This is a genomic window from Mesorhizobium sp. M0500 (assembly GCF_040321165.1).
Taxonomy (GTDB): Bacteria; Pseudomonadota; Alphaproteobacteria; order Rhizobiales; family Rhizobiaceae; genus Mesorhizobium.
Map to the genome: position 1 here is coordinate 1 of NZ_JAMYRB010000011.1, position 16567 is coordinate 16567.

Below are 16567 nucleotides of genomic sequence, written 5' to 3' on the forward strand. Positions count from 1 at the left end.
GGCCTTCCGGGTCGGCGCCCGACAGCGTGAACTCGTCGGTGTGGCAGATGCCGGTTGCCTTGATCTCGACCAGCACCTCGCCATCGCGAGGGCCTTCGAGGTCGACCTCCATGATCTGCAGCGGCTTTCCGGCGGCGACGGCGACAGCGGCGCGCGTTTTCATCAGGCAATCCTCCCAAGGCAGTCTGCAATCCAGGTTAGATTTAACTTACCATTCAGCTCTGCGCTATGCACGAAGCGACGTTCTGACCCCGGATTTTCGTCAGCGCCCGCCGATTTGCATGCGGGATAGGCTCCGACTTTGCCTTGACCGGCCCCCTGAAGCCCATAAAACGGGAAGCCCGTAAAAGAAGGGCAGCCGAGGGACGAGGCCTGCATGTTCACAAAGATCCTGGTCGCCAACCGTGGCGAGATCGCCTGCCGCGTGATCAAGACGGCGCGCAAGATGGGCATCGCCACCGTCGCGGTCTATTCCGACGCCGACCGCGACGCCGTGCATGTCGAAATGGCCGACGAGGCGGTGCATATCGGGCCTTCGCCGGCTGCGCAAAGTTATCTGGTCGCGGAAAAGATCATCGCCGCCTGCAAGGCGACAGGAGCAGAGGCCGTGCATCCCGGCTACGGTTTCCTGTCCGAGCGGGCATCCTTCTGCGAAGCGCTGGAGCAGGAAGGCATCGTCTTCATCGGCCCGAAGCCCAAGGCCATCAAGGCGATGGGCGACAAGATCGAATCGAAGAAGTTCGCCAACGCGGCCAAGGTGTCGACGGTGCCCGGCTGGCTCGGCGTCGTCGAAAGCGCCGCCCATGCCGAAAGAATAGCCGGCGAAATCGGCTATCCCGTGATGATCAAGGCTTCGGCCGGCGGCGGCGGCAAGGGCATGCGCATCGCCTGGAGCAAGGCAGAGGTGCGCGACGGCTTCGACCGGGCGCGGTCGGAGGCCAAAAGCTCGTTCGGCGATGACCGCGTCTTCATCGAAAAATTCATCGTCGATCCGCGCCATATCGAAATCCAGGTGCTCGCCGACGCGCATGGCAACACGCTCTATCTCGGCGAGCGCGAATGCTCGATCCAGCGCCGCAATCAGAAGGTCGTGGAGGAGGCGCCGTCGCCGTTCCTCGACGCCAAGACCCGCAAAGCCATGGGCGAGCAGTCGGTGGCGCTGGCCAAGGCCGTCGACTACCAGAGCGCCGGCACGGTCGAGTTCATCGTCGACAGCGACAAAAACTTCTATTTCCTGGAAATGAACACGCGGCTGCAGGTCGAGCATCCGGTGACGGAGCTCGTCACCGGCATCGACCTGGTCGAGCAGATGATCCGCGTGGCGGCCGGCGAAAAGCTCGCCATCAAGCAGAGCGACGTCAAGCTGAACGGCTGGGCGGTGGAAAGCCGCCTCTATGCCGAAGACCCGTATCGCAACTTTCTGCCGTCGATCGGCCGGCTGACGAAATACCGGCCGCCGGAAGAGGGAAAATTCGGCGAAATCGTCATCCGCAACGATACCGGCGTCACCGAAGGCTCGGAAATCTCGATGTTCTACGACCCGATGGTCGCCAAGCTGTGCACTTGGGCGCCGACACGGCTGGCGGCGATCGACGCGATGTCGGAAGCGCTGGACAGTTTCGTCGTCGACGGCATCGAGCACAACATACCGTTCCTGGCGGCGCTGATGCAGCATCCGCGCTGGCGGGAAGGGCGGCTATCGACGGCGTTCATCGCCGAGGAATATCCCGACGGCTTCGCGCCCATTGTGCCGAACAGCGAAGAAAACGCGGTGCTGGCCGCGATCGTAACCGCGGTCGAACTGCTGCGCCGCGACCGGCTCGACCGGCTGGGCGGGCGGCTGGCGCCGCATTCGGGCGCCTTGAAACGCGATTGGGTGGTGAAGATCGGCCGGGATTATCTTTCGGTTGCCGTCGTCGAAGGCATGATTTCCATTCCGATCGAGCTCGACCTCACAATCGACGGCGGCAAACCGCTGACGGTGGCCTCCGACTGGCGGCCGGGCGATCTCATCTGGCGCGGCGCGGTCGGCGGCCGCAAGGTCGCGGCGCAAGTCAGGCCGGTGCTGAACGGGTTCCGCATCGCCTGGAAAGGCATCTCGGTGACAGCCCGCGCCATGCTGCCGCGCACCGCCGAGCTCGAAAGGCTGATGCCGGAAAAAGTGGCGCCGGATACCTCGAAGATGCTGCTTTGCCCGATGCCCGGCCTCGTCGTATCGATCGCCGTTGCCGAGGGGCAGGAGGTCAAGGCCGGCGAGACGCTTGCCGTGGTCGAGGCGATGAAGATGGAAAACGTGCTGCGCGCCGAGCGCGATCTCATCGTCTCGAAGCTCAACGCCAAGCCCGGCGACAGCCTTGCCGTCGACGCGGTGATCATGGAATTTGCGTGAGTACTGAAATCCGCCCTCGACGCCCGTCAGAAGTTGGCGGGACAGCGCCCCCCTCTGTCCTGCCGGACATCTCCCCCTCCAGGGGGGAGATTGGCAGCCTCGGCGCCACGCTCGCTCCTGCAATGGAAATTGGCGAAAGCCGAGATGATGGCCAATCTCCCCACTAGAGGGGGAGATGTCCGGCAGGACAGAGGGGGGCGCGAAGGAACGCGACTTTGCAATTGGTTGAGCATGCTCGCTTGAGGAGGGACAAGGCGAGGCCGTGAGGAATTCGCACTTTTTTGCCGTCACAGCGTATTTTGTTCTTGCTTTGTGCCGGCAGCTATGCTACTAATTTGGCTATGGTGCTAATTGGCTCCAATGACCCGCCCGCTGTGGCGGGTTTTGTGTTTCCGACCTGAGGTTGGCGGGACAGCGCCCTCTCTGTCCTGCCGGACATCTCCCCCACGAGGGGGGAGATTGGCAGCTTCGGCGGTTGCTCTAAACTTCCAAAGCTCCAATCACTACCGCTGGACTCGTGTTACCCGGTGCCGGACAATACATCTTCATCGACTGAGTCCTTGTGAGGCGGCGCGAAAAAACCATGGCGGATGAAAGACTTCCACGCGATCCCTTGCTGCGCGAGGCCTATGCAAAGGCGTCGCGGGCGGAGGCGGCGGCGCGTCGGTTCATTCATCTGCGCGTGCATTCGGCCTATTCGCTGCTCGAAGGTGCCTTGCAGCTCGGCAAGATCGTCGGCCATGCGGTGCAGGACGAATGCCCGGCAATCGCCGTCACCGACACCAACAATCTGTTCGGCGCGCTGGAATTCGCCCAGAAGGCGGTAAAGGATGGCATCCAGCCGATCATCGGCTGCCAGATCGACCTCGCCTTTTCCGGCGAGGCGAGCGACAGCCAGCGCGACCGCAGGCGGCAAGGACCGGAGATGCGGCCGGTCGTCCTGATCGCCGCAACCGAGGCCGGCTACGGCAATCTGGTCAGGCTGGTCAGCCGCGTCTACCTCGAGACACCGCCCGGCGAAGCGGTGCATCTGACGAGCGAGATGCTGCAGGGCCACACCGACGGATTGATCTGCCTTACGGGCGGGCCGCGCGGTCCGATCGGCACTGCCTTGAAACAGGATCGCCGCGAACTCGCCGAGACCCGGCTCTCGGCGCTCAAGAGCCTGTTCGGCGACCGGCTCTATGTCGAGCTTGAGCGGGTCTCCGGCTACGACCGCGCCATCGAGCAGTCGTCGGTCGATCTCGCCTACCGCCACGATCTGCCGCTGGTTGCCACCAACGAGGCGTTTTTCTTCTCTCGTGAAGACTATGAGGCGCATGACGCCCTGATCGCCATCGCCGAAGGTTCCGTGGTTGCGGCCGACAATCGCCGCCGCCTTTCGCCCGACCACTTCCTGAGAAGCCAGGCCGATATGGCGAGGCTGTTCGCCGACCTGCCGGAAGCAATCGACAACACCGTCGAGATCGCGCTGCGCTGCTCGTATTACCCGAAGACCCGCAATCCGATTCTGCCGCGCTTTGCCGGCCGCGATGTCGCCGACGCCGATGCTGCGGTGAAGGCTGAGGCGCAGGAGCTTGCCAGGCAGGCGCATGAAGGGCTAGAGGCGCGGCTGGCGGCGCACGGGCCGACGCCCGGCTATACCGTCGAGCAATATCGCGAAAGGCTGGATTTCGAGCTCGGCGTCATCGAGAAGATGAAATATCCGGGCTATTTCCTGATCGTTGCCGACTTCATCAAATGGGCCAAGGCACAAGGGATTCCGGTCGGCCCGGGCCGCGGTTCGGGCGCCGGCTCGCTGGTCGCCTATGCCACGACCATCACCGACATCGACCCACTGCGTTTTTCGTTGCTGTTCGAGCGGTTCCTCAATCCCGACCGCGTGTCGATGCCCGACTTCGACATCGACTTCTGCCAGGACCGGCGCGAGGAAGTCATCCGCTACGTCCAACGGAAATACGGCCGCGACCAGGTTGGCCAGATCATCACCTTCGGCACGCTGCAGGCGCGCGCGGTGCTGCGCGACGTCGGCCGCGTGCTGCAGATGCCTTACGGGCAGGTCGACAAGCTGAGCAAGATGGTGCCGTCGAACCCGGCCAATCCGGTCAAGCTCGCCGACGCCATCGCCAACGAGCCGCGCTTTGCCGAAGAGGCGGAGCGTGAGCCGATCGTGCAGACGCTGCTCGATACGGCGCAGAAACTGGAAGGTCTTTATCGGCACGCCTCGACGCACGCCGCCGGCATCGTCATCGGCGACCGGCCGCTGTCGGAGCTGGTGCCGATGTACCGCGATCCGCGCTCGGACATGCCGGTCACGCAGTTCAACATGAAATATGTCGAGCAGGCCGGGCTGGTGAAATTCGACTTCCTTGGCCTGAAGACGCTGACGGTGCTGGACAGGGCCGTCAAGCTGATCCGCCGCCGCGGCATCGAGATCGATCTTGCCCACATTCCGCTCGACGACCCCGAAACCTACGCCATGCTGTCGCGCGGCGAGGTGGTCGGCGTGTTCCAGGTGGAAAGTGCCGGCATGCGCAAGGCGCTGATCGGCATGCGGCCCGACTGTATCGAGGACATTATCGCGCTGGTCGCGCTCTACCGGCCGGGGCCGATGGAGAACATACCGACCTACAACGCCAGAAAGCACGGCGAGGAGGAGATGGCGTCGATCCACCCGAAGATCGACCATCTCGTCAAGGAGACGCAAGGCGTCATCGTCTACCAGGAACAGGTGATGCAGATCGCGCAGGAGCTCTCCGGCTATTCGCTGGGCGAAGCCGATCTGCTGCGCCGCGCCATGGGCAAGAAGATCCGCGCCGAGATGGACAAGCAGCGCGAGCGCTTTGTTTCGGGCGCGGTCGAGCGCGGCGTCGGCAAGCCGCAAGCCGACTTCATCTTCGACCTGCTGGCAAAGTTTGCCGACTACGGTTTCAACAAATCGCATGCCGCCGCCTATGCCGTCGTCTCCTACCAGACCGCCTATCTGAAGGCGCATTACCCCGTCGAATTCCTGGCGGCATCGATGACGCTCGACATGGGCAATACGGACAAGCTCGCCGATTTCCGCCAGGATGCGCTGCGCCTCGGCATCGAGGTGGTGGCGCCGTCGGTCATGACGTCGTTCCGGGATTTCGAGGTAGGCGAGAACCGCATCTTCTATTCGCTGGCCGCGCTCAAGGGCGTCGGCGACGCGGCGGTCGAGCACATCGTCGCCACGCGCGGCGAAAAACCCTTCAAGAGCCTCGCCGATTTCTGTGATAGGGTCGATCCGAAGATCGTCGGCAAGCGCGTCTTCGAAAGCCTGATCATGGCCGGCGCGCTCGACTGCTTCGGTCATGACCGTGCGGCGATGATGGCCGGCGTCGAGCGGATGATGGGGCTGGCGTCGCTGGCGCAGCAGAATGCCGTCACCGGCCAGCATGACATCTTTGGCGCCTCGCTCGGCGCACAGTCGCAGGCGCTCAACTTGCCGGCGACCGATCCCTGGCTCGCCGCCGACCGCCTGCACCGTGAATTCCAGGTGGTCGGGTTCTATCTCTCGGCGCATCCGCTCGACGAATACAAGGCGGCGCTGCAGAAAATGCGGGTGCAGACCTGGGGCGAGTTTTCGGCCGCCGTCAAACGCGGTGCTGCCGCCGGCCGGCTCGCCGGCACGGTGACCACCAAGCAGGAGCGCAAGACGCGCACCGGCAACAAGATGGGCGTCGTGCAATTCTCCGACACGTCCGGCCAGTATGAAGCGGTGCTGTTTTCCGAGGGGCTGGCGCAATACCGCGACTTGCTCGAACCCGGCCGCTCGGTGGTGATCACCGTTTCGGCCGAGGACAGGCCTGAAGGCGTCAATCTGCGCATCCAGACCGTGCAGTCGTTGGAGGAAGAGGCAAGCCGTATCCAGAAAGCGTTGCGCATCTTCGTCAGAAATGACGCACCGGCATCGACAATCCAATCGCAGCTTGGCCAGCGTGGCGACAGTCAGGTGAGCATCATCGTCATCAAGGAAGGCGGCGAGGGCGAGGTCGAGATCGAGCTGCCCAACCGCTACCGCGTATCGCCTCAGATCGCGTCGGCGATGCGGGCGGTGCCGGGCGTGGTCGAGGTGGAACTGGTCTAAGAGTTAGCGCACGCTTATGAAGCGGCGATCTCCGCCGGTTGCGGTGCTCTCCGCTGCAGGTTGAGCAGATTTCCCATGAGGATCAGCAGGGCGCCACCGGCGGTGAAGGCGTCGATCTGCTCGTGATAGAGCAGCCATCCGATCACCGCCGACAGCGGCACGCGCAAAAAGTCCATTGGCGAGATGACCGTCGCATCGGCATAGACAAGTGCGCGGGCCATGCAGAAATGCGACGACATGCCGGTGAAGGCGATGAGCAGGATCCACGGCCAGAGCTCAAGCGGCGGGTTTTGCCATTCGTAAAGCGCCGGGACCAGGCCAAGCAGCGACTGGATGATCAGCATCCAGAAGATGATGCGCACGACGCTGTCCGTCCGCGTCAGCGACTTGACGAGGACCACCGAGACGCCGAAGCAGACCGCGGCTCCCAGCACGATTACATGTCCCGGATTGACCGCGCCGACGCCCGGACGCACGATGATCACAACGCCGATCAGCCCGAGCACGATCGCTGCGAGCCGTGGCCGGGAGAGCCTTTCGCCGAGGAAACCGACGGCCAGCAAAGCAGTCCAGATCGGCGTCGTGAATTCGATCGAGATCAGTACCGCAAGCGGGATCAGCGTCAGGGCGTAGAGCCAGGCAGCCTGGCCGGTATAGTGGACGACGTTGCGGGCGATATGAGCCAGCGGGCGTCCGGTGCGCATCGCCGCAAAACCGCCTGACATCATGACCAGCGGCAACAGGATGAAAAAGCCGATCACCGAGCGCAGCTCGAGCACCTGGAAGACGTTTAGTTCGGCCGTCGTGGCGCGGCCAGCCACCGACATCGCCAGGAACGAGGCGATCGACAGCGCCATCCAGAACGCGGCCTTGGGGATCGAGGGTGCGGGTGCCATGCGGCTATGTCGCAAGCCGGAGCGCTCATCGCAACCGCTAGCCGACGCATTCGGCTGGGCCAGCCGTGCAGCGCTTCACGCAGTGATGTTGAAGCCGGAACTCGCGACTGAGGGAAGCGTTGGTCTGTCACTGCTTGCGTTCTGTGTTTTGGATACCAACGAGGAGCGGTCCGATGAAATCATTCGCACGATTTGTACTTGCCGGCTGCCTGACGGCCGGGGCCGGCGCAGCGCATGCCGACGATCCGGATTTTCTTCGCTCATTCCAGGGGAATTTCGCCGGCAAAGGCATCGTCAAGGTGACCACCGATGCGCCGACGGTGAATGTCTCCTGTCATTTCAATTCCGACGCAACGTCGAGCTCGCTATCGCTCGACGGCAGCTGCCGCGGTCTTATCGTGGTAACGCGCGCCATCAGCGCCGATCTCAAATCGAGCGGGACGAAATACACCGGCACCTATGTCGGATCGCGCACCGGGCCGGCGCAATTGAGCGGCAGCCGCTCCGGCAACGCAATCAATCTCGGCATCCGTTGGGCCAAGGAGGTCAATGGCGATCGCAGGGCGCAAATGACTGTTGAGAAAACCGGCGAGGACGGCATGCGGCTGACCGTTGTCGATACCGATCCGAAAACTGGAAAAAGGGTGGTGACCAGCAGGATCGATCTGCGGCGCACCTGACGGGCTCACTCCTCGACCGGTTCGGGCGGATGGGCATCGCGGCCCTTGCCGAAGGTATAGCCGGTTTCCACCGCCCTGCGGCCGAACTTGCCGCGCAGCGTGTCGATGGCGCCTTCGGCCATGGCGCGCTTGCGTGACTGGACGTCGACCAGGTCGGGCGGGTCCGCCCGGTCATCGTCGGAGAGATCGCTGACGCCAATGCCGAGCAGCCGGTATTTCGTGCCATCCGCTTCCTTGCGCAGCAGCTCGAGCCCGGTCTGAAAGATGCGGTCGGCCAGCCGGGTCGGATCGCCGAGCTGGCGATTGCGCGTGCGGATCTTGAAATCCTGGGTCTTCAGCTTGAGGACGACGGTGCGTCCGGCATTGCCGGATTTCTTCAGCCGGGCCGAGACTTTTTCCGACAGCGCCCTCAGCACCGAAACCAGTTCGTCGACGGAGGCGATGTCGGTATCGAAAGTGGTTTCTGCCGACACACTTTTCGCGTCCTGGTCGGGAACGACGCGACGGTCGTCCTCGCCGCGCGAAAGCCGGTAGAGCCGGTCGCCCATGACGCCGTAGCGGCGCATCAGATCGCCACGTTCCATGCGCTGCAACTGGCCGATGGTGCGGATGCCGTCGCGCTCGAGCGTGGCGGCAAAGGCCTTGCCGACCCCCCAGATCAGCGTCACCGGCTGCTCGGCCAGGAAGCCGATAGCCTCGGCCTCGCCGATCACCGAAAAGCCGCGCGGCTTGCGGAAGTCCGACGCCACCTTGGCCAGGAACTTGCAGTAGGAAAGGCCGGCCGAAACGGTGATGCCGATCTCCTTTTCCACGCCGAGTGCGAAGCGCGCCAGCACCACCGCAGGCGGCAGGCCATGCAGGCGCTCGGTGCCGGCGAGGTCGAGAAAGGCCTCGTCGATCGAGAGCGGCTCGACCAGCGGCGTCAGCGCCTGCATCATGGCGCGCACCTCGCGGCCGACGCGCACGTATTTTTCCATGTCCGGCGGCAGGACCACCGCTTCCGGGCAGGCTTCGAGCGCCTTGAACATCGGCATTGCCGAGCGCACGCCGTGGATGCGGGCCATGTAGCACGCGGTGGAGACGACGCCGCGCTTGCCGCCGCCGATGATCAATGGCCGGTCCTTCAACGCCGGGTTGTCGCGCTTTTCGACCGCCGCGTAGAACGCGTCGCAATCGATATGGGCAAGGCGCAGCCGGTAGAGCTCCGGATGGCGGGCGAGCCGTGGACTGCCGCAGCGCTCGCAACGGCGTGCCTCGCTGCGCTGAAAACTCAGGCAGTCGCGGCAAAAACCGTGTTCGGGATTGTTGACAGGGGCCGCCATCGCTGCGAACATAAAGAGAACAAATGCAATGGTACGTCAGGACGGACGCCACGACAAGGCGGTGGGCCGGGAGAGAGTTCATGAATACGACCATAGCGCCGCTAGTGCCCGAGCTTTGGGCGGATTTCGAAGATCTTTTCGGTAGGCAAGGCGCCTGCTACGGCTGCTGGTGCACACATTTCCGGCTGTCGCCCGCAGCGCGCCGCGCGAGCAACCGGGAGCGCAACAAGGACCACATCAAGGCGCGGATCGAGGCCGGGCCGCCGCCCGGCCTGTTGGCCTTCGAGGGTGGCCAGGCGGTCGGCTGGATGCAGATCGGCCCGCGTGCCGACGTGCCCGAATGGAACAACCAGGGCAGGGGGTCGGCGCCGATCGACCCCGCCGACGCCAGCGATCCGGGCGTCTGGGCGATCTCCTGCTTCTTCATCCGCACCAAAGCACGCGGCAAGGGCCTGTCGCACCGCCTGGTCCAAGGCGGCATCGAGTTCGCCCGCCAGAACGGAGCGCGGCTGATCGAAGCCTGCCCGATCGATCTATCGAAGGATTCGCGCTCGATCGGGCTGTTCGTCGGCTCGTCGCGGGTCTTCGAAAAGGCCGGGTTCCAGCGGTTGGTCGAACGTAAGCCAGGCCGACCGCTGATGCGGCTGGTGCTGTAACAGCTCCGCAACACATAGGCCTTCTCTTGCGGCTGCGATGGTATTTGCCTACCAGTGATAGAACGGCTTGAGGGCCGCGATTAAGTGAGGATCGAGATGAAGCGCGTTTTGCCACTTGTTTTACTTCTTGCCTGCAGCGCACCGGCCTTCGGCCAAGCGGTCGACAGGCAAGGCGCGAAGCAGCTTTCCGACGATCTGGCGCACTACATCGGCAAGAAGCTGTTCGATATCGGGTTCGTGAAAATTTCAGTCGACGGCGATGCCTACAAGCTCGCTTTCGACTTCAAGCCAGTCACGGATTTGATGGCAAAGCAGCAAGCCTTCAAGTTCGACGTCACGCCTTACTTCATCTTGGTCAAGCCACGCCAAGATGGACACTGGGACGTTTCGGCGGACGTGTCCCCGAAGGGGTCTATCGATTTCGTTGGCCCTGAGGGGGCGCAGCACATCGACTTCTCCGTGTCGGACAACAAGTTCACCGGAGTTTATGACCCCGACCTGGCCGCTTTCGCGAGCGCAACCGGTTCGATGGCTGGCATGACGATGACCACCCGAGAGCCCAAGCAGCAGGCGGATGTCACGGTCGGTGCTGGCACTGCCGTAATAGTTTCGACCAAATCCGCAAATGGCGGCATCGATTTCACGGTGATGGAAAAAATAACGAACTTCGCCGAAACGATCAAAGTCAACGATCCCAAAAGTGGGTTGAGTTTTCCGGCTGCTGTAAAAGCGCCTGAACTTTCCGTGGATGCGTCCGGCAAGGGTTTGCGGACAAAGCCGCTGCTCGACCTGCTTGCTTTCATCGTGGCGACTGATGATGCAGCCAAATTCAAGGCGGATGAGGCGGAGTTCAAATCGCTTCTGACGGCAGCACTGCCATTGTGGGAGCGGATCGACGGCACCTACGGCTTCAAGGACTTTGTGGTGGAGAGCCCGGTAGGCAAGTTCGGTGCGACGCAACTGAATACCGCCGTCGGCATGGACGGCATCGCCAAGGACGGCAAGATCAACTACGCGTTCAAGGTTTCCGGCCTGACAATACCACAGCAGGTGCTGCCCAGCTGGAGCGTTGCGTTGCTGCCGACGGATATCGACCTCAACTTCGGCGGCACCAACATCGATCTGGACAGCATGGCGAAGAAAACCATCGAAACCCTTGATTTCAGCAAGGATCCACCGCTGCCGGCAGATTTCGGCAACCAGATCTTCGCCGATTTCCTGGCCAAGACGCCAAAGGCCATTCTCGGACACAGCACGATCAAGAACGGCAACATCGAGATTGCGATGGAAGGTGAAATGACGTTCCCCGGCAAGAAGCCCGAGGCGAGCATGACCATCGATGTCGCGGGCTATGACAAGATTGTGGAGGCTCTGCAGACGGCGGCCAAGACCGAGCCGGAAGCGGCGCAGTATTTCCCCTTCGCACTCGCCGTCAAAGGATTTGGCAAGGCGCTGCCGGATGGTCGACTGGAATGGGTCGTCAACGCTAAGGCAGACGGTTCGGTCACGGTCAACGGCGCCATGCTGAAGCCGGCCGATGCCGTTCAGGACAACCCCGTCATGGACCCAAGCGAGGCTACCGTTCCGGATCATGGCTCGGGCGAGAATGACAATGGCGGGGCAGGGGCGAAGTTGAAACCCTAAGCGCCGAGCTTGGAGCGGTTCATCGTTTCCCGGAAACGCCGAACCGCTCCATGTCTTTGTTTTTGCACAATCCGGACGGAAAACCGTTTCACACTTTTCCTGGAATTGCTCTAGAAGCGGCTGGCGTTAACGCCCGAGTGCGCTCACGATTTTCGCCGCCGCGATCTGCCCGCAGTCTCGGGATCGCCGCTTATATCGAATGCTCATGATTGTCGTCGCCGAGCGGCAGCGCCCGCAATGCCTTGCCGACTGCGGCGGGCGGCGTTCCGGTCTCCTCGGAAAAACGCATCAACGTCGGCTCGTGGGCAAGGATGAACTGCAGCACGCCGGCCAGGAATCCCGGCTCGCCCGCCGCCCGGCGGATGGAATGGGCTTCGATGCCGGTGATCGCCAGGAAGCGGGGCAGAAGTTCCGAATCGGCGGCGACGAAGCCCAACGCCTTTACGGCAACCGTTTCCGCTTCCTCGCGCATTGACGCTGCGTTTGCCATCGCTACCTTCCTTCATGGGCGGAATCGTTCTGTTTTCGCAGTAGTGGCAAGTGTCGCCGGCAGCAAGCTCGCCGACCTGGAATCCGAACGCTTTTAGGGCGACCGGTTTCCGTTTCGTCAATCATATTGCCGTATAGTGGGAACAGGTTTGGTGCGTGCCGACAAGGGGCGCATGACGGCACCCTTCGAGTGGAAGGCCAGCCGGGACGGGAAATCGATGCCAAAGAAGGTTATGATCGTCGAAGACAACGAGCTCAACATGAAGCTCTTTCGCGACCTCATCGAAGCGAGCGGCTACGAGACGGTGCGCACACGCAACGGCCTGGAAGCGCTGGATCTGGCGCGGCAGCACAGGCCGGACCTCATCCTGATGGACATCCAGCTGCCGGAAGTGTCGGGCCTCGAGGTCACCAAATGGCTGAAGGAGGACGATGATCTCCACGTCATCCCGGTCATCGCCGTCACCGCCTTCGCGATGAAGGGGGACGAGGAGCGCATTCGCCAGGGCGGCTGCGAGGCATATATCTCCAAGCCGATCTCGGTGCCGCGTTTCATCGAAACCATCAAATCCTACCTGGGCGATGCCTGATGTATCTTTCCAGCCGAGCCGGAGCTTTGTGAAATGACCGCGCGGATCCTCGTCGTCGACGACATCCCAGCAAATGTCAGGCTGCTGGAGGTTCGGCTGCTCGCCGAATATTTCGAGGTCCTGACCGCCACCAACGGGCCGGACGCGATCGAGATCTGCGAGAACGGCAAGGTCGACGTCGTGCTGCTCGACGTGATGATGCCCGATATGGACGGGTTCGAGGTCTGCCGGCGGCTGAAGGGCGACCCGGCGACATCGCACATCCCTGTCGTGATGATCACCGCGCTCGACCAGGTTTCGGACCGGGTGCGCGGCCTCGAGGCCGGCGCCGACGATTTTTTGACCAAGCCGGTCAACGATCTGCAACTGATGACGCGCGTCAAGAGCCTGGTCAGGCTGAAATCGCTGACCGACGAGCTGCGGCTGCGCGCCTCGACGACACGCAATATCGGCATCGAGGAGCTTTTGAGCCGCAACTTCGCTACTGACGATGCGGTGCCGAAGGTGCTGCTGGTCGACGAGCGCAAATCCTCGTTCGAGCGCATCCAGAAGATGCTGCGCGGCAGTGCCGATCTCGACGTCGCCAAAGATCCGCATGCCGGCTTCTTCCAGGCCGCCGAGCAGCCGTATGAATGCGTGATGATCTCGACGGCCTTCGCCGATTTCGACCCGCTGAGGCTCTGCTCGCAATTGCGCTCGCTCGATCGCACCCGTTTCCTGCCGATCATCCTTCTGGCGGACGAGGGCGAGGAGGGGCGTATCATCCGCGGCCTCGAACTCGGCATCAACGATTATCTGATGCGGCCGATCGACCAGCAGGAGCTGACCGCGCGGCTGCGTACGCAGGTGCGCCGCAAGCGCTACAACGACCAGCTTCGCGCCAGCGTCACCCAGACCATCGAGATGGCGGTGACCGATGCCCTGACCGGCCTGCACAACCGCCGCTATCTCGACAGCCATCTGCAGACGCTGTTCGACCGCGCCGTGGCACGGCGCCGGCCGCTGTCGGTGATGATCACCGATCTGGACCGCTTCAAGAGCATCAACGACGCGCATGGCCATGACGGCGGCGACGACGTGCTGCGCGAATTCGCGCGGCGGCTGCGCAAGAATGTGCGCGGCATCGACCTGGCCTGCCGCTTCGGCGGTGAGGAGTTCGTCGTGGTGATGCCGGACACCGACGGCGCGGTAGCCGAAAAGGTCGCCGAGCGCATTCGCGCCGAAATCGCCCAGCTGCCGTTTGCCGTCGGCACCGAAGGCAAGGCCGTCGAAGTCACCGTCAGCGTCGGCGTGTCGTCGGTGCTGAAGGGGGTAGACACGGTCTCGGCGCTGATGAAACGCGCCGACCTCGCGCTCTACGAAGCCAAGAGCGGCGGCCGCAATCGCGTCGTCGCCAAGGCGGCTTAGCACCGAACACCAATTGCCCGGTCAACGCGACAAGGTTACGAATTTACCTTAATCTAAGCGATTTGCGAGGCTTGGTTAAGAAACGGTTGATTTCCATAAGTTGTTGCGCAAATGTGCAGCCCTTAGACGTAACCGGCACGAGGCTAGATCGCCGGTTCGACCCGAAGAATACCCCATGATGCTCAGGTCCGCCGCATCTCCTGGGTCCGTGGGGTCGGCCGGCCGGCGCTGGCACATAGTGGCCTCCTCGTACCGCTGCCAAACGCCGGCCGGCCCCCAATTTTCAAAATACATCAGGATTCTACGCCAAGACCCGGAAAACGCTTGGTTTTTGTTACGGCAGCGACAGCGCCCTTTGAAATAGCCGGCTGGGCAGAGCGTATGCGCCCGCAGTCGGTTGACAGGGCCCGTCTTCTATGCAGAAATTGGTTGGACCATTGAGCCATTTGGTGACCCGTTGGCATGACCGAATTCGGCCTTTCCCCCATACAGGCAACTGCTCGCGACGACGCGGTGCTCAAGGCGCTGGCCGGCTTTGTGATGCGGGAAGCTCTCGGGCCCGGCCAGAGACTGCCGACCGAACGCATCCTTGCCGAGCGCCTCAAGGTGAGCCGCAACACCGTGCGCGAGGCGCTGACGCGCTGGGAAGGGCTCGGCCTGGTCGAACGGCGGCAAGGCAGCGGCACCTATCTCAAGGGAGTGGTCTCGCTGGACATGCTGCACATGCCGCTGACGCTGGCCGGCGGCAATGATTTCACCAGCCTGATGCAGACGCTGGAAATCCGCCGGGCACTGGAAGCGGAAGCCGCCGCCCTGTGCGCCGTCCGCGCGGGCCAGGCAGATCTCGTCGAGATCGGGCGCAAGCTCGACATTATGGAGCAGGCCTTCCACACCCGCGCCGGGATGTCGGCGGAGGAGGACTGGGAATTCCATCAGTCGATCTACCGCAGTTCCGGCAATCCGCTGTTCGAGCAGATCATCGCCGCCATGCACGAACTGTTCCATCGTTTCTGGGAGCATCCGCTCGGCGTGCGTGATTTCGGCCACGCCAGCTTTCCTTACCACCGCACCATCTACGAACGCATCGCCGCGCACGATCCGGAGGGGGCCCGGGCCGAGGCGCTCAAGCTGATCGCCACCGTCGAGGACGATCTGAAGCGCGGCGCGGCCAAACTCGAACTTTCAGGCCAGAAATGAGCGATCATCCCGCCGGTTTCGAAAACGACTATCTCGCCGAGGCAGCGACGCTTCTCGCCCATGACGAGCCTTTCCCCGGCGGCGCGGTGGTCCCGCCGATCTACCAGACTTCGCTCTTCACCTTCGCCAACTATTCCGAGATGGCCGACACATTCGCCGGCAGGCGACGTCAGCCGATCTATTCGCGCGGCGACAACCCGACGGTCATGGAGTTCGAGGCGCGTGTCGCCGCTCTCGAAGGCGCGGAGGCCGCGCGCGGCTTTTCCAGCGGCATGGCGGCGATCAGCGCCACGGTGCTTGCTTTCGTCGGTGCCGGTGAGCGCATGGTTGTCGTGCGCAATTGCTACGGCGATGCCTACCGGCTGTTCGAACGGCTTTTGCCACGGCTCAACATCAAGGTCGACTATGTCGACGGTTCCGATCCGGACGCGGTCGCGGCAGCACTTCCCGGCGCCAAGCTGCTCTACCTGGAAAGCCCGACGTCGATGATGTTCGAGCTCCAGGACATAACCCACCTGGCGCGGCTGGCCAAAGAGCAGGGCATCATCACCTCGATCGACAATTCCTGGGCGACGCCGGTGTTCCAGAAGCCGATTTCGCACGGTGTCGACCTGGTGCTGCATTCGGCCTCGAAATATCTCGGCGGCCACAGCGACACCGTTGCCGGTGTGGTGGCCGGTTCGGCCGCCCATATCCGACATATCAACGAGCAGACCTATTCCTATCTCGGCGGCAAACTTTCGCCTTTCGAGGCCTGGCTGTTGCTGCGTGGCCTGCGCACATTGCCGCTGCGGTTGCCGCATCACATGAAGAGCGGGCTGACCATCGCCGAACGGCTGAAAGCGCATGACCATGTCGAGCGGGTCAACCACCCGGCCTATTCCAACCATCCAGGCAAGGCGACGCTTGCCGGCTATGCCGGGCTGTTCTCGTTCGAAGTGACGGAAGACGTCGACATCCCGGCTTTCGTCGATGCGCTGAAACTCTTTCGCATCGGCGTCAGCTGGGGCGGCCATGAAAGCCTGGTCGTTCCGGCAAAGGCCTCGCTCGAGCAGACGCCGGGCCTGAATTCGATGGCGCGCTTCGGCGTCAGCCCACGAACCATCCGCTTCAGTGTCGGATTGGAAAGTGTCGAAGACCTGTGGGCGGATGTTGCCCGGGCCTTCGACAGAGCAAAAAGATAAAG

The 16567-nt window shown here is 62.9% G+C and carries 12 protein-coding genes and 1 pseudogene; 9 read left to right on the top strand and 4 right to left on the bottom strand.

The genetic code is table 11. The annotated features are described in order from the left end of the window. Positions 1 to 163 (bottom strand): annotated as a pseudogene (locus NKI70_RS19900) (S-(hydroxymethyl)glutathione dehydrogenase); the annotation flags it as partial. Between the two features lie 213 nt (positions 164 to 376). On the opposite strand from NKI70_RS19900, the gene NKI70_RS19905 reads away from it, so the two are divergent. Beyond that, a complete protein-coding gene (locus tag NKI70_RS19905; protein WP_352568808.1) occupies positions 377 to 2389 on the top strand; it encodes an acetyl-CoA carboxylase biotin carboxylase subunit in 2013 nt (670 codons plus the stop codon). A 583-nt stretch (positions 2390 to 2972) separates the two neighbouring features. Then, positions 2973 to 6500 carry a DNA polymerase III subunit alpha gene (gene dnaE / locus NKI70_RS19910; protein WP_352724855.1) on the top strand — a complete coding sequence of 1176 codons (3528 nt, stop codon included), beginning with the start codon at positions 2973 to 2975 and terminating at the stop codon, positions 6498 to 6500. A 14-nt stretch (positions 6501 to 6514) separates the two neighbouring features. On the opposite strand, the gene NKI70_RS19915 is transcribed toward dnaE, so the two are convergent. Continuing rightward, entirely contained in the window at positions 6515 to 7396 is an 882-nt protein-coding gene (locus tag NKI70_RS19915) for a DMT family transporter (RefSeq protein WP_023679994.1), read from the bottom strand. 173 nt (positions 7397 to 7569) lie between these two features. Between NKI70_RS19915 and NKI70_RS19920 the strand changes: the two genes are divergently transcribed. After that, complete coding sequence (locus tag NKI70_RS19920; protein WP_352724856.1) at positions 7570 to 8076, top strand: hypothetical protein; 507 nt, start codon at positions 7570 to 7572, stop codon at positions 8074 to 8076. A 5-nt stretch (positions 8077 to 8081) separates the two neighbouring features. On the opposite strand, the gene NKI70_RS19925 is transcribed toward NKI70_RS19920, so the two are convergent. Beyond that, entirely contained in the window at positions 8082 to 9410 is a 1329-nt protein-coding gene (locus tag NKI70_RS19925) for a DNA polymerase IV (RefSeq protein ID WP_352724857.1), read from the bottom strand. A gap of 68 nt (positions 9411 to 9478) precedes the next feature. Between NKI70_RS19925 and NKI70_RS19930 the strand changes: the two genes are divergently transcribed. Together NKI70_RS19930 and NKI70_RS19935 are read left to right on the top strand one after the other, a co-directional pair. Then, positions 9479 to 10054 (top strand): GNAT family N-acetyltransferase, encoded by a 576-nt coding sequence (locus tag NKI70_RS19930; RefSeq protein WP_023679991.1) that lies wholly within the window; start codon positions 9479 to 9481, stop codon positions 10052 to 10054. Between the two features lie 96 nt (positions 10055 to 10150). Continuing rightward, positions 10151 to 11698 (top strand): hypothetical protein, encoded by a 1548-nt coding sequence (locus tag NKI70_RS19935; protein WP_352568803.1) that lies wholly within the window; start codon positions 10151 to 10153, stop codon positions 11696 to 11698. A 190-nt stretch (positions 11699 to 11888) separates the two neighbouring features. Here NKI70_RS19935 and NKI70_RS19940 read toward each other — a convergent pair whose 3' ends face one another. After that, positions 11889 to 12188, bottom strand: a complete 300-nt coding sequence (locus NKI70_RS19940; RefSeq protein WP_352568802.1) for a DUF3572 domain-containing protein — start codon at positions 12186 to 12188, stop codon at positions 11889 to 11891. 172 nt (positions 12189 to 12360) lie between these two features. On the opposite strand from NKI70_RS19940, the gene NKI70_RS19945 reads away from it, so the two are divergent. From NKI70_RS19945 to NKI70_RS19960, 4 genes are all read left to right on the top strand, one after another. Continuing rightward, entirely contained in the window at positions 12361 to 12777 is a 417-nt protein-coding gene (locus NKI70_RS19945; RefSeq protein WP_348625950.1) for a response regulator, read from the top strand. A 33-nt stretch (positions 12778 to 12810) separates the two neighbouring features. Beyond that, positions 12811 to 14184, top strand: coding sequence for a PleD family two-component system response regulator (locus NKI70_RS19950; RefSeq protein ID WP_352568801.1), 1374 nt, complete (start codon positions 12811 to 12813; stop codon positions 14182 to 14184). A 462-nt stretch (positions 14185 to 14646) separates the two neighbouring features. Further along, positions 14647 to 15381 carry a FadR/GntR family transcriptional regulator gene (locus NKI70_RS19955; protein ID WP_023679986.1) on the top strand — a complete coding sequence of 245 codons (735 nt, stop codon included), beginning with the start codon at positions 14647 to 14649 and terminating at the stop codon, positions 15379 to 15381. Next, on the top strand, positions 15378 to 16565 hold the full coding sequence (locus tag NKI70_RS19960) for a PLP-dependent transferase (RefSeq protein ID WP_352646433.1): 1188 nt from the start codon (positions 15378 to 15380) through the stop codon (positions 16563 to 16565). The genes NKI70_RS19955 and NKI70_RS19960 overlap by 4 nt, the downstream gene beginning before the upstream one ends. The last annotated feature ends 2 nt before the right edge of the window (positions 16566 to 16567 follow it).

What these genes read in the sequence shown, in the direction of transcription:
- NKI70_RS19905 (WP_352568808.1), top strand. Translation starts at nt 377, where the DNA reads ATGTTCACAAAGATCCTGGTCGCCAACCGTGGCGAGATCGCCTGCCGC.
- dnaE (WP_352724855.1), top strand. Translation starts at nt 2,973, where the DNA reads ATGGCGGATGAAAGACTTCCACGCGATCCCTTGCTGCGCGAGGCCTAT.
- NKI70_RS19915 (WP_023679994.1), bottom strand. Translation starts at nt 7,396, where the DNA reads ATGGCACCCGCACCCTCGATCCCCAAGGCCGCGTTCTGGATGGCGCTG.
- NKI70_RS19920 (WP_352724856.1), top strand. Translation starts at nt 7,570, where the DNA reads ATGAAATCATTCGCACGATTTGTACTTGCCGGCTGCCTGACGGCCGGG.
- NKI70_RS19925 (WP_352724857.1), bottom strand. Translation starts at nt 9,410, where the DNA reads ATGTTCGCAGCGATGGCGGCCCCTGTCAACAATCCCGAACACGGTTTT.
- NKI70_RS19930 (WP_023679991.1), top strand. Translation starts at nt 9,479, where the DNA reads ATGAATACGACCATAGCGCCGCTAGTGCCCGAGCTTTGGGCGGATTTC.
- NKI70_RS19935 (WP_352568803.1), top strand. Translation starts at nt 10,151, where the DNA reads ATGAAGCGCGTTTTGCCACTTGTTTTACTTCTTGCCTGCAGCGCACCG.
- NKI70_RS19940 (WP_352568802.1), bottom strand. Translation starts at nt 12,188, where the DNA reads ATGGCAAACGCAGCGTCAATGCGCGAGGAAGCGGAAACGGTTGCCGTA.
- NKI70_RS19945 (WP_348625950.1), top strand. Translation starts at nt 12,361, where the DNA reads ATGACGGCACCCTTCGAGTGGAAGGCCAGCCGGGACGGGAAATCGATG.
- NKI70_RS19950 (WP_352568801.1), top strand. Translation starts at nt 12,811, where the DNA reads ATGACCGCGCGGATCCTCGTCGTCGACGACATCCCAGCAAATGTCAGG.
- NKI70_RS19955 (WP_023679986.1), top strand. Translation starts at nt 14,647, where the DNA reads ATGACCGAATTCGGCCTTTCCCCCATACAGGCAACTGCTCGCGACGAC.
- NKI70_RS19960 (WP_352646433.1), top strand. Translation starts at nt 15,378, where the DNA reads ATGAGCGATCATCCCGCCGGTTTCGAAAACGACTATCTCGCCGAGGCA.